Origin of the sequence: Elioraea sp. (assembly GCF_051860475.1) — a bacterium.
Taxonomy (GTDB): domain Bacteria; phylum Pseudomonadota; class Alphaproteobacteria; order Acetobacterales; family Acetobacteraceae; genus Elioraea.
Map to the genome: position 1 here is coordinate 1 of NZ_JBHYDW010000046.1, position 13,775 is coordinate 13,775.

Here is a 13,775-nt window from a genome sequence, read left to right on the forward strand (position 1 = left end):
AACCGTAGCGAGTAAGCTGCTGTACCAGTTTTGCCTCTAGTGCTTCGTTGAATCCCAACTCTCTTTTCCTTTTCTCAACGGCATCCCGGATCGGAGCATGCCGGTCGGGTGGGGGGGGAATGGAAACATCGCTACCTCCGATCCAAAAAATTTCTCCCTTGGCGCTTAAATCAAATGCGGCCGACAAGTTCAAGTGGTTTGGAGGGCATCTCGAAGCGCCGTCGGAACGTTGGTCTGGCAGTTGCTGCGGGCCGTGATTATGGGATGGCCAGCCCCTCGGCACCCCCGTGATCGAATGCCGCCCCTTCCCCCACCATCCCCCCGCTCACGCCACCATGAGGGAACCTCCCCGGCCCCCGCCGGTTAGCGACGTGCAGCCCATCGGCTTCGCAAGGAGGACCAGCATGCAACGCCCTCAGACAACGCTGCGCACCGCCGCCGTGGCCCTGTTCACGGTCGCGAGCGGTGCGGGTCTCGCCCAGGCACCGGCAACGCCCGGCCAGACGCCACCCGCGGCCAGCGCGCCCCAGCAGCAGATGGAGACCACCTATCTCGTCAGCCGTCTCCACGGCGCCGACGTGTACAGCCTGAACGGGTCCCGGAAGATCGCCGACCTCGAGGACATCGTCGTGACCGAGCGGGGGCAGGTCGTCGCCCTGATCCTGTCCCAGCGCGGCGCTGCCGGCGCGGGCGCGCGGCACGTGGCCGTGAACCCGGCCTATTTCAGGCTGCGGCCGATCTCGGCCAACGAGGTGCGGGTGGAGACGAACCTGACCGCGGATCAGCTCCAGGACGTGCCGCCGTTCGACTACCCGGCGCGCAGGCGCTGACGCCGCGCCCGATCCGGGCGCTCGCCTGATCGGCTGACGAGGCCCGCCTGGACACGCTGGAGCCGTTCCCGGCAGCCCGGAGGCGGTTCCAGTGCTGCGCCCCGGTCGCGCTAGCCCGCTCGCAGCGACAGCGCCACGCTGACCGGCCGGTGGTCCGACGCCGCGTCCTTGCCGAACGCCGCCTCGGTCTCCTCGTGCGCCAGGTGCTCGACCAGGCCCGCGCCGGCAGGCACGCGCAGCGGGCTCGTGCCGCCGCCGGCCAGCGCCTGGGTGAACAGGATGTGGTCGAGCAGGATGTTCTGGTCGCGGTCGGGGTCGATCGCGTCGCGGAACCGCACCGTCCAGCGCAGGTGCTGCGGCCGGTCGAACAGCGCGTGGTTCAGGAACTGCCGCGCGAAGAACACGTCGCCCTGCAAATTCGAGATCAGGTCGTGCAGCAGGTACTCGCGCTCCATCAGCTCCTTGCCCGGCCCGTCATTGAGATCGCCCAGCACCAGGATCGAGGGGTCGGCCGTCTGGCTGAAGCGGTGGTCGATATAGGCGCGCACGTTCAGCGCCTCGGAGCTGAGCTTGACCCGCGCGGCATGGGCGTTGGCGAGATAGGACGCGACCTTCGGCTCCTTGGCGTAGTCGTCGAAGCTCTCGCCGGCGCGGCGCATGCGCGGCGTGCCGCTGGTGAACTTGCTCTTGAGGTGCGCGCCGATGATCTCGATCCGCACCCCCTCGATCGTCAGCAGCAGCGTCTGGGGATGGCGGTGGAAGAAGTGCGGGCTGCGCTCGGCCACCGGCACGTCCGGCACACCGCCGACCGTGCGCAGGCGCGGGATCGAGACCGACCACTTCCCGTCGGGCCGGATCGAGGGCGAGCCGCGGGCGGCGAAGTCGCGCCAGACCGCGATGTCGAGCAGCGCGGGTTGCAGCCGGTCGGCCAGTTCCTTGCGGATCAGGAACCACTGCCACTGATCGCCCTTGGTGGCGTAGTCGCCGTTCCGCCGCACCAGGTCGTAGTCCGGCAGCTCGGCGCTGACCCAGGACACCATCGCTGGCTCGCCCGCCGGCGCCTCGCACAGGAACAGGATGTCGGGCGCGATCCGCCCGATCTCGTCGCGCACCGCATCGGCGTGGCGCCGGGCCTTGGCGACGGTCGGCAGCCTGCGCTGCGCGCGCATCTTGCCGGGCGTGTAGCGGCCCTCCAGCACGCCCCAGCTGTGGTCGAACCAGGCGATGTTCCAGGTGGTGAGCTTCATCATCCGCGCTCCCGAACCCGGCCGGGCCAAGAGACTGCTGATGATACCGTTAATCTATCGCATCGAACAAGGCAGACGTTCAGTCCACGCGCGTGAGTCGCGTCACCCTGGGCGGGTTCTGCTCCGACAGCACCACCACGCCGTCGCCGAGCGCCATGCCGTGCGCGCCGTTCAGCACCGGCCGGCAGCGCCCGACCAGCGCGCCCTCGCCCGAGAGCAGTGAGAGCCGCGGCACCTGATCCGTCACCCAGAGCCGCCCGGCGCCGTCCACGCTCAGGCTCATCGGCTTGTGGTGGTCGCCCCAGGAGGCGAGCCACGTCCCGTCAGCGGTGAACACCTGCACCCGGTTGTTCTCGCGATCCGCCACGGCGACGCGCCCGTCGGGCAGCACGGCCACGCTGTGCGGCGTGGAGAACTCGCCCGGTCCCGTGCCCGGCCGGCCCCAGTTCGCCAAAAGGTTCCCCGCCGCATCGAACCGGTGCACGAGCGAGTTGCCGTAGCCGTCCGCCACGTAGATCGACCCGTCCGGCCCGAACGCGACGTCGCAGGGCGCGTTGAACGGCGCGCCGGGCACGCCGCGCGTGCCGAGCCCGCCGATGCGCTGTCCCTCCATGTCGAACACCACGACCTCGTGCATGTCGCGGTCCACCACGAACACGCGCCCATCCGGGTGCACCGCGAGGAAATGCCCGTCCAGCACCGCCTCGCCCCAGGACGCGAGCCGCCTGCCCTCGGGCGAGAGCACGATCACCGCGGGCCAGACCGGATCGACGGCGGGGTCGCGCCGCAGCAGCGCCAGCACGCGCCCGTCCGGCGCCACCGCCACGTCCGACGGCACGCCCTGGCCCACCGGCACCTCGCCCCAGGGCCGCTCCACCCGGTACGTCGCCTCGCCCAGCGCAACAGTCAGCATCCGATCCCTCCCGTGTGAGCCCCGAGCGTCCCGCACCGCGGCCGATCCGGCAAGCGCGGGAAAGATCCGGAAAGGTTCGGAAATACAACGGAAACACGCGAAACGGTAAAGGTCCGCCGCGTTCCCCAATACCGGAGCCCCGCCATGACCGTGCACCAGCCCATCGGCGCGCAGATGCCCGCGCTACACCAGACCGAAGTGCCACCGTCGCCCGCGCCGATCCTCCAACTCGGCATGGCGTTCTGGGGCTCGAAGGTGCTGCTGAGCGCGGTCGAGCTCGGCCTGTTCTCGCTGCTCGCGCAAGCGCCGAGGACCGGGCGCGAGATCGAGGCAGCCCTCGGCCTCGCCCCGCGCGGCACCTTCGACTTCCTCGACACGCTCGTCGCGCTCGGCATGCTGGAGCGCGACGGCGCGGGCGAGGCAGCGCGCTACCGCAACACCGCCGATGCGGCGGCGTTCCTCGACCGCGCGAGCCCGCGCTATGTCGGCGGCATCCTGGAGATGGCGAATGCGCGGCTCTATCGCTTCTGGGGCGACCTGACCGAGGCGCTGAAGACGGGCCGGCCGCAGAACGAGATCAAGCACTCGGGCCGGCCGATGTTCGACGAGCTCTACGCCGAGCCCGCGCGGCTCGAGCAGTTCATGGAGGCGATGGAGGGGATCTCGCGCGGCAACTTCACCGCCTTCGCCGAGCGGTTCGACTTCGCGCCGTACCGGACGCTGGTCGATATCGGCGGTACGACGGGCCTGCTTTCCTCGATCGTCGCCGCGCACCATCCGCACATCACCGCACGCTCCTGCGACCTGCCCGTGGTGCGCCCGATCGCCGAGCGCCGCATCGCCGCGCGCGGCCTCGCCGGCCGCGTGACGGCGGAGGTGGTGGACTTCCTCACCGATGAGTTCCCCAAGGCCGACGTGATCACCATGGGCATGATCCTGCACGACTGGGATCTCGCCCATAAGAAGATGCTGATCGCCAAGGCGTACCGCGCCCTGCCCGCGGGCGGCGCACTCGTTGCGATCGAGAACATCATCGACGACGACCGCCGCCGCAACGCGTTCGGCCTGCTGATGTCGCTCAACATGCTGATCGAGTTCGGCGACGCCTTCGACTTTACCGGCGCCGACTATGCCGGCTGGTGCCGCGAGGCCGGGTTCCGCCGCGTCGAGGTGATCCCGCTCGGCGGTCCGGCCAGCGCGGCAGTCGCCTACAAGTAGCCGGTCAGGCGGCGCGGGACCGCAGCCCGCGCCAGCCGCCGAGGATCGCCGCCGTCAGGGCGACGCCGACGGGCAGCAGGTGCAGCGGGGCTGACGCATTCTCGGGCGTGTAGAGCCGCGAACATCAGAACAGCGACACCGCGTCCCTCCACCGAGCTGTCGTCCCGATGGTGGATCGGGACGAACCTTGGCGCCACCCCGCATCGTTGCCACTCCGTCGCTGGCAACTCAGGCCGAGGCCGAGCCCCGCAGATCGGCTTCGAGATCCGCGAGCACGAGTGCTAGGGCCTGCGACAGGCCGGGCGCGACCACCTCGGGCGCGAGCGAGGGAAGCGGCACGCGCCGGTCGTAGTCGCCGCGGGCGATGATGCGCGGCGGCGTGCGGTCGAGGCCGAGCAGCAGCGTCTGCAGATGCAGCCGCGCGACTGGCGCCGCAGGATCGGTGCCGTCGCCGAGCGCGGCGACCAGCACGGACTCGAGTGCAAGATCGGCCCGGCCCGCACTGCCCTGGTCCAGCACCGCCGCGAACAGGCCCGACTCCAAGAGCCACTGCCGCAGCGAGTCCTGCACCATCGCCGCAGGCGCGGTGAAGAATTCGTTCCAGAAGTCGCTGTCCTGCACATTGCCGGGGCGGCGGGTGATCAGCCCGCGCCCCTCCATCCCGGGCGAGGCCGCCACACTGCGCACCACCAGCGTGCGCCCGCGTGCCGGCGCGGGCAGCGCCCCCGGCCGCCGCGCCTCCAGCACATAGAGCCTCTTCTCCGGATAGGGCCGCGACAGCGGGTTGCTGCATCCGGCGAGCAGCATCGCCGCGACCAGCGGACGCCGCCTCACTGCGCCGCTCCCGGCGGTGCCGGGGCCGGTCCGCCGGGTGGCGGCTGGCCGAACAGCACCTGGCTCGGATACCGGCGCATCTGCTCGGTCAGCGCGCGCAGGTTGTCGGCGGTCACGCGCAGGTCGCGCAGCGTCGGCCCGAAGTCGCGATCGGTATCGGCGACCAGCGCATCGATCCGTCGCACCGCCTGCTCGACCGCCGCGGTGGTCGCCGGAAGCCTTGCGAGCGCCGTACGCAGCTCCGCCGTCGCCGTTGCGGTATTCGACACGATCGCGCGCATCTCGCGTCCCTCCATGGTCTCGCGCAGCGCCGCGGCCGCGGCGCTGGTCTCGCGCGCGGTGGCCTCGAGCGAGGGCGCAATGCGCTCCGTCACCGTGCGCAGCGCGGCGACCGCATCGGCCGCCTCGACCAGGAGCCGGTAGCCCTCGCCGCCGGAGATCGTCTCGGTCAGCGCGAGCGCGAGCGCATCCAGACGGAGCACGAGCCCGCCGAAATCGACCTCGTCCAGCCGCGCGATCAGCCGCTCGGCCGCACTCTGGATCTGGGTCAGCGTCGATGGCACCGATGGGATGTACGGGGTCTGCGGCTGCCAGCCCGGCTCCATCGGAGGGAAACGCGAGCTGTCGACGAAATCTGCCTCGAGATAGACGATCCCGGTGATGCCTGGCTCGCCATGCGCATCCGGAGTCCCGCATCGACCATTTGGCGGAAGTCGCGCTGATCGGATCCGGCGACCCGCTCACGGATCAGCTCGAACCGCACGACCACAAGGCGCAAGGCGGGATCGGTCGCGAGGGTCTCGCCCACGGCCTGCGGGTACTCGGCGGCCGCCACCGAGATCTGGCGCACGCTGCCGATGGTCACGCCGCGGAACTTCACCTGCGAGCCGACCTCCAGCCCCTGAACTGTCTCGCCGAAATAGGTCTCCATCATGATCCCGGGGCGGCGCAGGGTATCGGAGCCGATCCAGACGAGCAGCGCGAGCAGCCCCGCGAACCCGCCGAGGATCGCGATCCCTATCCGGAAGAACAGACCCTTCTGCTCCATCACCCTCCGCCTCAGCCGGCCCCGGTATCGGTCCGGTGGAAGAACGCGCGCACGACCGGATGCGTACTCTCCTCCTTCAGCCGCCGCGGATCGCCCTCGGCGATCACGCCCTTGGCCTCCTTGTCCAGCATGATGACGCGATCCGCAATCGTCAGGATCGAGGCGAGCTCGTGCGTGACCACGACGAAGGTGATGCCGAGATCGCGGGCAAGCGAGACGATCAGCGCATCGAGCCCGGCGGAGGTGATCGGATCGAGCCCGGCCGAGGGTTCGTCGAGGAATACCAGCGGCGGGTCGAGCGCGATCGCGCGCGCGATCGCCGCCCGCTTGATCATCCCTCCCGAGAGCTGCGAGGGCATCCTGAGCGCCGCGTCGGCAAGCCCGACGAGGCCGAGCTTGATGCGTGCGATCCGCTCGATCGCGTCCTCCGGAAGCGACGTGAAGCTCGCCATCGGCAGGGCCACGTTCGTCAGCACCGTCATCGAACCGAACAGGGCGCCAAGCTGGAACATCACGCCGAAGCGTTGCTTCAGCCGCCGGCGCGCCTCGCCGCGCACCGCGACGATGTCCTCGCCGAGGATCGTGATCGTTCCCTCGCTGGGCGGGCGCAGTCCGATCATCAGCTTGAGCAGCGTCGACTTGCCGCAGCCGGAGCCGCCGAGGATCACGAAGACCTCGCCGCGCCGGACCTCGAAGCTCACGCCCTGGAACACCGTGTTGGCGCCGAAGCGCATCGCCACGTCGCGCACCAAGGCCGCGAGGCCGTTTGCCTCCGGCATCGTTGCAGGTTCAGGTCCGGTCACCATCCCATCAGGTAGAACAGCACGGCGAAGATGCCGTCGAGCACGACGATGGCGACGATCCCGCCCACCACAGCGGCGGTTGCGGCCTCGCCGACGGCGCGCGGGCCGACGCCGGTGCTCATGCCGCGCGAGCAGCCGATTCCCGCCACCACGGCGCCGAACACAAGGCCTTTGATCAGCCCGCCGAGGACGTCGGCGGGGCTGGTCCACGTCACGACCTGGATCGAGATCGCCGCCCAGGGAAAGCCGAGCGACATCATGACCGTGGCCATGCCGGCCACCGCGGAGAGGTTCATTGCGATGATCAGCACCGGCATCATCGTGATCGCGGCAATCAGCCGAGGCATCACCAGGAAGCGGATAGGGTCCAGCCCCATCGTGGTCAGGGCGTCGATCTCCTCGTTCACCTTCATCGTGCCGATCTCGGCGGCGAATGCGCTGCCCGAGCGCGCGGCGAGGATCACGGCCGAGAGCAGCGGCCCGAGCTCGCGGAACACCGAGACGGCCACGAGGTTGGCGACGAAGATATCGGCGCCGAATTGGCGCAGCGGAATCGCCGACTGGAACGCGAGGATGAGCCCGAACAGGAAGCCGATCATGCAGATCAGCGGCAGCGCGCGGCTACCCACCTCCTCGGCCTGGTGCAGCGTGTCGGGCCAGCGCAGCGAACGCGGATTCACCGCCGTCAGTACGGCCGAGGTGGCGGTCCGCCCGAGGATCGCGATCCGGTCGCCGAGGTCCTGGACCTTGCCAACCACTGCCTCGCCGATGGCGACCGCGAGACCCGGTGGCGCGACGGGGTGCGGCGGCGGCCGCCTCGCGTAGGCCTCGCGCGCCCGATCGATCACCCTTGCCACCCCCGGCTCCGCACCGCGAAGGGTGGTGCGGGCGCCGGCGCGCTCCTCGAGCGCGAGCACCAATGCAGAGCCCGAGACGTCGCAGTAGGTGCAGCCCGAGAGGTCGATCGTCAGCGGCGTCGCCGGCGTGACCGCGGCGAGCGCCTCGTGCCATAGCGCGGCGACCGACCGCGCATCGAGCCGCCCGGACAGCGCAAGCGCGTCGTCGCGTCGGGTCAGTGTGGCCGGCGCCGTCGTGGACTCCATGCGGCGACTATACGCGATCGGGAGGGGACCGCCGGCGGCTCAATCAGGCGCCTCGGGCGCAAAGGCGATGGCGTGCTCGGGCTGCCATGCGACGGCTGCCTCGGTGCCCGGAACGAGCCGGGGATCGGCCGCGGCGATCGGCCGTTTCGCCATCACCTCCGCCCCGTCCGCCAGCGCGAGACGGACCCGGACATGATCGCCAAGATAGAGCATCTCCTGCACGCGTGCGGGGATCGCGTCCTCCGAGAGGTCGGCGGCCGGGCCGGGCACGAGCGCGATCCGCTCGGGCCGGATCGCGACCACGGCCGGCGTGCCCGTCCCGCCGCAGTCGCCCTGGGTCGCCCACAGGCCGCGTCCGCCGGCGAGCACCACCCGCACCATCCCGTCCTCCGCGTCGATCCCGGCAACCCTGCCGGCGAGGCGGTTGTTCTCGCCGATGAAGCGCGCGACGAACGCACTGGCGGGGCGTTCGTAGAGCACCGCAGGGGCGTCGACCTGTTCGACCGCCCCCCGGCGGAACACGGCGATCCGGCTGGAGAGTGTCAGTGCCTCCTCCTGGTCGCGGGTGACGTGGACGACCGTGACGCCGAGTTCGACGTGGAGATGGCGGAGTTCGCGCTGCATCTCGGCGCGCGTCTGCCTGTCGAGCGCGCTGAGCGGGTCGTCCGTCAGCAGCAGCGCGGGCTCGAACACCAGGGCCCGGGCGAGCGCGACGCGCTGCTGCTGCCCGACCGAGAGCTGCGCGGGGCGTCGCTCGCCCAGGCCCGCGAGACGGACCCTGTCGAGGGCGCGGGCGACGCGCGCGGTACGCTCGGCGCGTGGAACGCCGCGCGCCTCGAGCGGGAAGGCCATGTTCTCGGCGACCGTCATGTGCGGGAAGAGGGCGAGGGACTGGAACACCATGCCGATGCCGCGCCGGTGCGGCGGCAGCCCACCGGCATCGCGGCCGTCGAGCTCGATGCGCCCGGCGGTCGGCCGCTCGAAGCCGGCGAGCATCATCAGGGTCGTGGTCTTGCCCGAGCCCGAAGGGCCCAGCAGCGTCAGGAACTCGCCACGGGCGATCTCCAGATCGAGATGGTGGATGGCCCGAGTGCGGCCGTCATGCGACTTCTGGACGCCGACGAAGCGGACGATCGGGGCAGGGGGTGGAGACATCGGCGCGGCACGCTGCCAGCCCTCTGCCCGAGCGGCAAGCGCCGGTCAGCGCACCGTCACGTCGAGCCGCATCCGCAGATGGATGCGGCACAGCACCGTGTACCGGCCCGGGCGCGCGAACCGGATCGCGACGACCTGGCCGGGCTCCATCTCGTCGGAGTCGAAGCGGAGACCCGGCGCGTCGACATAGACGTGGTGCAGCAGGAGCCCGTCGTCGTTCAGGATGCGCAGCTCCTGGCCCCGCGCGATCGTGACCTCGCCGGGGTGGAAGGCGCGCCCCTGCTGCGAGATCACCGGGCCGGAGGCGAGCGCATCGAGCGCGACCGCGATGCAGGCGCCGCAGAACAGCGCAAGGGCGACCGCCTCCGCCAGAAGCCTCACGCGCATCATCGTGTCACGATCTCCCGGTGCATTGGCGCGAGGATCGCCAGCAGGCGGTTCTGCGTACGGAAGGGGATGCCCTGCTCGTCCATGGCGCGCTGCAGGTCCTCGACCAGCGCGTTGAAGTGGGCCGTGGTCAGGCCGAGATGGGCGTGGGCCGCATGCATGCTGCGCCGTCGCGGCTCGCACGGCCCGCCGCTCAGCACGCAGAACTGGCGCGCGATCAGTCCCTTGAGCCGCTCGATGTTGGTGTTGTCGAACGTGTCGGCGATGCGTGGATCGGCCAGGCCGAGCTCGACCATGCGGTCGACGATGCGGGTGATGCCGGCCATGCCGCCGAGCGCCTCGAACAGCGTCTGCGCGCGCGTCGACGGGGCGCTCGCGCAGAGCAGAATGATCGCCAGGATTGCGAATCGGCGCATGCCCATCGTCCTCAGAAGCCGAGCGTGAGGGAGAGATACGGTCCGCGCTGGCGCGGCCGGGTGGCGATCGATCCCGCCTCCAGCCAGGCCGCGGTGAGCGAGACGTTCTTGCTGATGAACAGGGCGACGAACATGTCGAACCAGTCATCCTCGCGCGCGAAGCCGAGATTGCTCGGCTTCATGCGGTACTCGGCGCCGATCGCGACATGCCGGCTGATCAGCCACGCACCGGAGAGCTCGATCTGGGGCCGGTGGCGATCGTTCCGGTCGCCGCCGAAACCGAGGATGCCGAGCTGGTTGGCGCGGGTGAAGCGGAGCGTGGCGTTGGCGAGGATGCTTTCGGCCAGAAACAGCTTGGTCGCGGAGACGTAGACATCGAGGTCGCTCGACCGGCGCGCGCCGATCGCGCGCAGCACCCGACCGCGGTTGTTCGACTTGAACTGCGCCCCGACCGCGACCTGCGGCCACCAGCGGTCCTGGTCGTACACGGCATCGCCGAACAGCCGCAGCTTGGCGCCGAACACGTCCACCCCGAAGGTGAACCCGCTGCCGAGACCGAGCGCGGCACCGGTGTCGCCGGTCTCGAACCGGAGATGGGCGTAGGAGAGCTCAAGCCTGCCGTAGAGCCCAACCGCGATGCCGGGGCTGTAGAGCCGGAAGTCGCGCAGGGGCACTGCGGTGACATGCGCGGTCGCGCCGATCGCGTCGCGCGTCCCGTAGCCCGCGATCAGCGCCCATGGGGCAAGGCCTCCCCCGCCCGCTCCCTCGACCTGCGTCACGCCGCTGGTGCCGAGCAGACGCCCGCTGTCGAACCAGCGATCGAACGAAGCCGCCGCCGGCGCGGCTGCGGTTGAAAGGATCACCGCCGCGACCGCCACGCTGCGTCCGATCATGCGTCTGCCCTCCGCGCTCCGATGCGGTCACCAGCCTGCGGCATGCGGGTGAATGAAGGGTAATCGTTTCGGGCGGCGCGCCGTTATCGCGACGTTAAGGGGCGGCATCGATGATCCCTGAATGCCGAGCGGCAGCCCAATCCTCCTGTCTTCGGTCGCGGCGCGGCGCGGGTGGTCGCGGGGCGCGCTGACCGGGCTCCGGATGCGGATCCTGCTTGGGTTCCTCGCTCTCGCCGTGATCGCCGGCGTGCTCGGCTATGTCGGCGTGCGGAACGTCTCGCTCACCTACGGGATTGCCGCCCGGGCCTATGACAATGCCGTCATCGCCACCAGCTATGCGCGTGCGACGCAGGCCGATTTCGCCCGGCTGGAAGCGTTGCGGCTCCAGCCCGGCACCGCGGGGCACGCCGAACGGTTCGCCGACCTCGCGGATCAGGTCGACGGGGACCTCGCCATCGTGCGCGATCGGGTCCAGTCGGCCGAGGCGCGCCAGGCCGTCGAGCGGGCGATCGGACTGGTCGGACGCTGGCGTGCGGCGGCGGATGCCGCGGAGGCGGCGCCGGAGGCCTTGTCCCGCGCCGTCCGCGATCAGATCGACCTGGTCGTGAACCACATCGCCGGCGATGCGTTCCGGGCAGAACGCGCCGCGCGCGCCCAGGTCGGCACCATTCGCGATACCGGCATCGTCGCGACTGCGCTCGGGCTGCTGCTCGGCGCTCTGGTCGCCTGGCTGCTCGGCCGGCGCATCATCGGTCCCGTGGCGGCGGCGTCCGCCGCCGCCCGCCGGATCGCTGACGGTCAGCTCGACACGGCCATCCCCGAGGCCGGACGGGACGAGCTCGGCATGCTGCTGCGCGCGATGGCGACGATGCGCGACAACATCCGCGCGATGATGGAGCGCGAGGTCGCCGCCCGCCACTCCGCCCAGGGCCGCCTGGTCGACGCGATCGAGGGCTTGCGCGAGGGCGTGGTGCTGGTGGACGGCGAGGGGCACGTCGCGATCGCCAACCGCCAGGTTGCCGTGTTCCTGCCTGCGGCGGCCAGGCTGCTTGTCCCTGGCACGCCGGCCGAGCGCCTCGCCGCCGCGACCGGGCTCGACCTTGCCGCCGAGGAGCAGGAGCTGCGGACGGCCGACGGGCGGTGGCTCCGCGTCGCGCTGAGCCCGACGCGGGAAGGCGGCGCGGTCGCCGTGCTCTCCGACATCACCGCGCTGAAGAGCCAGCAGGCGGCGCTGGAGGAGACCAATCTCCGGTTCGACGCCGCGCTCAACAACATGTCGCAGGGACTCTGCCTCTACGACTCCGAGCACCGGCTGCTGGTCGCGAACCGGCGCTTCTACGAGATCTACCGCCTCGACCCCGGGGTGGTGCGTCCCGGCATCACCTTCCGCGACCTGCTGATGCAGAGCATTGCCACCGGCAACCACAGCCCGGCGGTGACCGAAAGCCTGGTCCGCGAGCGTCTCGGCTTCGTCGCCCGGGGCGAGCCCGGCACCAGCTTCCAGGAGCTTGCCGACGGGCGCGTGATCGCGATCTCGCACGAACCGATGCCGGGCGGGCACTGGGTCGTCACCTACGAGGACATCACCGAGCGGCGGCGCGCGGAGGCGCAGATCACCTATCTCGCCCGCCACGATGGGCTGACGGGACTGGCCAACCGGCTGCAACTGCGCGAGCAGCTGGAGCAGGCGCTGGCGCAGCGGGGGCGCGACGGGCGGCTCGCGGTGTTCGCGATCGACCTCGACGGGTTCCGCGCCGTGAACGAGGCGCTCGGCCAGCCGGCCGGCGATGCCGTGCTGCGCCAGGCGGGGGAGCGGCTTGATGCTTGCGCGCGCGACAGCGACACGGTCGCGCGGCTCGGCGCGGACGAGTTCGCGGTGGTCCAGACCGGGATCGAGCGCGGCGAGGATGCCGCGGCGCTGGCGCGCCGGCTGATCGCCGTGCTCGCGAAGCCCTTCGTGGTGGACGGTCAGACGATCGAACTCGGTGCCTCGATCGGCATCGCACTCGCGCCGGAGGATGGGGCCAGCCACGACCAGCTGTTGCATCATGCCCAGCTTGCGCTCGAGCTCTGTCGGCGCGAGCGGCGCGGCGCATTCTGCTTCTTCAAGCCCGAGATGGACGCGGCGGTGCAGCGGCGCCGCGCCCTGGAGAGCGACCTCAGGCAGGCGCTGGAGCGCGGCGAGTTCCAGGCAGTGTACCAGCCGATCGTCGAGATCGCCTCGGGCCGCGTCTCGGGCTTCGAGGCGCTGTTGCGCTGGCGCCACCCGGGGCGCGGCATGGTCTCGCCGGTCGAGTTCATCCCAGTGGCCGAGGAGATGGGGCTGATCGTGCCGATCGGGGCATGGATGCTCGAGCGCGCCTGCGCGGATGCCGCGTCGTGGCCCGACGGGGTACGGGTCGCGGTGAACGTCTCGGCGATCCAGTTCCGCGACCCGAACCTGGTCGCGACGGTGGCGACCGCCCTTGCCGACTCGGGTCTGCCGGCGAGCCGGCTCGAGATCGAGATCACGGAGTCGCTGCTGCTGGAGGACGGGGAAGCGACGGAGGCCACTCTGCACCGGCTGCGCGGCCTCGGCGTGCGCATCGCGATGGACGACTTCGGCACCGGCTATTCCTCGCTCGGCTATCTGCGCAGCTTTCCCTTCGACAAGATCAAGATCGACCAGTCCTTCATCCGCGACCTCGACAGCAAGCCGGACAGCCGCGCGATCGTGCGAGCGATCACCGGGCTGGGCCGGTCGCTCGGCATGCGGACGACGGCGGAAGGCGTCGAGACGCGCGCGATCCTGGACATCCTGCGCATGGAGGGCTGCACCGAGGCGCAGGGCTATCTGTTCAGCAGGCCCTGCGCGGCGGAGCGTGTGCCGACGGTGCTGCGCCTGCTCGCGCAGCAGCGCATGCCGGCCAACGCCGCGGCAGCCTGATC

General features: G+C 70.8%; 15 protein-coding genes. 3 read left to right on the plus strand and 12 right to left on the minus strand.

What is annotated here, in order from left to right:
* Nucleotides 1–187 (minus strand): hypothetical protein (locus ACTIFU_RS10355; RefSeq protein WP_439578227.1); only part of this gene is annotated, 187 nt, incomplete at its 3' end.
* A gap of 217 nt (nucleotides 188–404) precedes the next feature.
* On the opposite strand from ACTIFU_RS10355, the gene ACTIFU_RS10360 reads away from it, so the two are divergent.
* The gene (locus ACTIFU_RS10360; RefSeq protein ID WP_439578228.1) at nucleotides 405–830 is read left to right on the plus strand and encodes a hypothetical protein; all 426 of its coding nucleotides are present in this window, start codon (nucleotides 405–407) and stop codon (nucleotides 828–830) included.
* A gap of 110 nt (nucleotides 831–940) precedes the next feature.
* Here ACTIFU_RS10360 and ACTIFU_RS10365 read toward each other — a convergent pair whose 3' ends face one another.
* Together ACTIFU_RS10365 and ACTIFU_RS10370 are read right to left on the minus strand one after the other, a co-directional pair.
* The gene (locus tag ACTIFU_RS10365) at nucleotides 941–2,080 is read right to left on the minus strand and encodes an endonuclease/exonuclease/phosphatase family protein (protein WP_439578229.1); all 1,140 of its coding nucleotides are present in this window, start codon (nucleotides 2,078–2,080) and stop codon (nucleotides 941–943) included.
* Between the two features lie 76 nt (nucleotides 2,081–2,156).
* Nucleotides 2,157–2,990, minus strand: a complete 834-nt coding sequence (locus ACTIFU_RS10370; RefSeq protein WP_439578230.1) for a peptidyl-alpha-hydroxyglycine alpha-amidating lyase family protein — start codon at nucleotides 2,988–2,990, stop codon at nucleotides 2,157–2,159.
* A gap of 144 nt (nucleotides 2,991–3,134) precedes the next feature.
* Here ACTIFU_RS10370 and ACTIFU_RS10375 point away from each other — a divergent pair, with 144 nt between their 5' ends.
* Nucleotides 3,135–4,208: a methyltransferase gene (locus ACTIFU_RS10375; RefSeq protein ID WP_439578231.1), complete on the plus strand. Its 1,074-nt coding sequence runs from the start codon at nucleotides 3,135–3,137 to the stop codon at nucleotides 4,206–4,208.
* 228 nt (nucleotides 4,209–4,436) lie between these two features.
* Here the strand turns inward: ACTIFU_RS10375 and ACTIFU_RS10380 are convergent, their stop codons facing one another.
* The 9 genes from ACTIFU_RS10380 to ACTIFU_RS10420 are packed head-to-tail and all read right to left on the minus strand — an operon-like array spanning nucleotide 4,437 to nucleotide 10,847.
* Entirely contained in the window at nucleotides 4,437–5,042 is a 606-nt protein-coding gene (locus tag ACTIFU_RS10380) for an ABC-type transport auxiliary lipoprotein family protein (protein WP_439578232.1), read from the minus strand.
* Nucleotides 5,039–5,605 carry a hypothetical protein gene (locus ACTIFU_RS10385; protein ID WP_439578233.1) on the minus strand — a complete coding sequence of 189 codons (567 nt, stop codon included), beginning with the start codon at nucleotides 5,603–5,605 and terminating at the stop codon, nucleotides 5,039–5,041. Before ACTIFU_RS10385 ends, ACTIFU_RS10380 begins: the two co-directional genes overlap by 4 nt.
* Nucleotides 5,590–6,090, minus strand: coding sequence for an MlaD family protein (locus ACTIFU_RS10390; protein WP_439578234.1), 501 nt, complete (start codon nucleotides 6,088–6,090; stop codon nucleotides 5,590–5,592). Before ACTIFU_RS10390 ends, ACTIFU_RS10385 begins: the two co-directional genes overlap by 16 nt.
* Before the next feature lie 11 nt (nucleotides 6,091–6,101).
* A complete protein-coding gene (locus ACTIFU_RS10395) occupies nucleotides 6,102–6,869 on the minus strand; it encodes an ABC transporter ATP-binding protein (protein ID WP_439578235.1) in 768 nt (255 codons plus the stop codon).
* Nucleotides 6,870–6,889: 20 nt separating this feature from the next.
* Nucleotides 6,890–7,996, minus strand: a complete 1,107-nt coding sequence (locus ACTIFU_RS10400) for an ABC transporter permease (protein WP_439578236.1) — start codon at nucleotides 7,994–7,996, stop codon at nucleotides 6,890–6,892.
* Nucleotides 7,997–8,035: 39 nt separating this feature from the next.
* Nucleotides 8,036–9,151: an ABC transporter ATP-binding protein gene (locus ACTIFU_RS10405; RefSeq protein ID WP_439578237.1), complete on the minus strand. Its 1,116-nt coding sequence runs from the start codon at nucleotides 9,149–9,151 to the stop codon at nucleotides 8,036–8,038.
* A 45-nt stretch (nucleotides 9,152–9,196) separates the two neighbouring features.
* Nucleotides 9,197–9,532 carry a cupredoxin domain-containing protein gene (locus ACTIFU_RS10410; protein WP_439578238.1) on the minus strand — a complete coding sequence of 112 codons (336 nt, stop codon included), beginning with the start codon at nucleotides 9,530–9,532 and terminating at the stop codon, nucleotides 9,197–9,199.
* 5 nt (nucleotides 9,533–9,537) lie between these two features.
* A complete protein-coding gene (locus tag ACTIFU_RS10415; RefSeq protein WP_439578239.1) occupies nucleotides 9,538–9,954 on the minus strand; it encodes a group I truncated hemoglobin in 417 nt (138 codons plus the stop codon).
* A gap of 11 nt (nucleotides 9,955–9,965) precedes the next feature.
* A complete protein-coding gene (locus ACTIFU_RS10420) occupies nucleotides 9,966–10,847 on the minus strand; it encodes a DUF3034 family protein (RefSeq protein WP_439578240.1) in 882 nt (293 codons plus the stop codon).
* A gap of 202 nt (nucleotides 10,848–11,049) precedes the next feature.
* Between ACTIFU_RS10420 and ACTIFU_RS10425 the strand changes: the two genes are divergently transcribed.
* On the plus strand, nucleotides 11,050–13,773 hold the full coding sequence (locus tag ACTIFU_RS10425) for an EAL domain-containing protein (RefSeq protein ID WP_439578241.1): 2,724 nt from the start codon (nucleotides 11,050–11,052) through the stop codon (nucleotides 13,771–13,773).
* The last annotated feature ends 2 nt before the right edge of the window (nucleotides 13,774–13,775 follow it).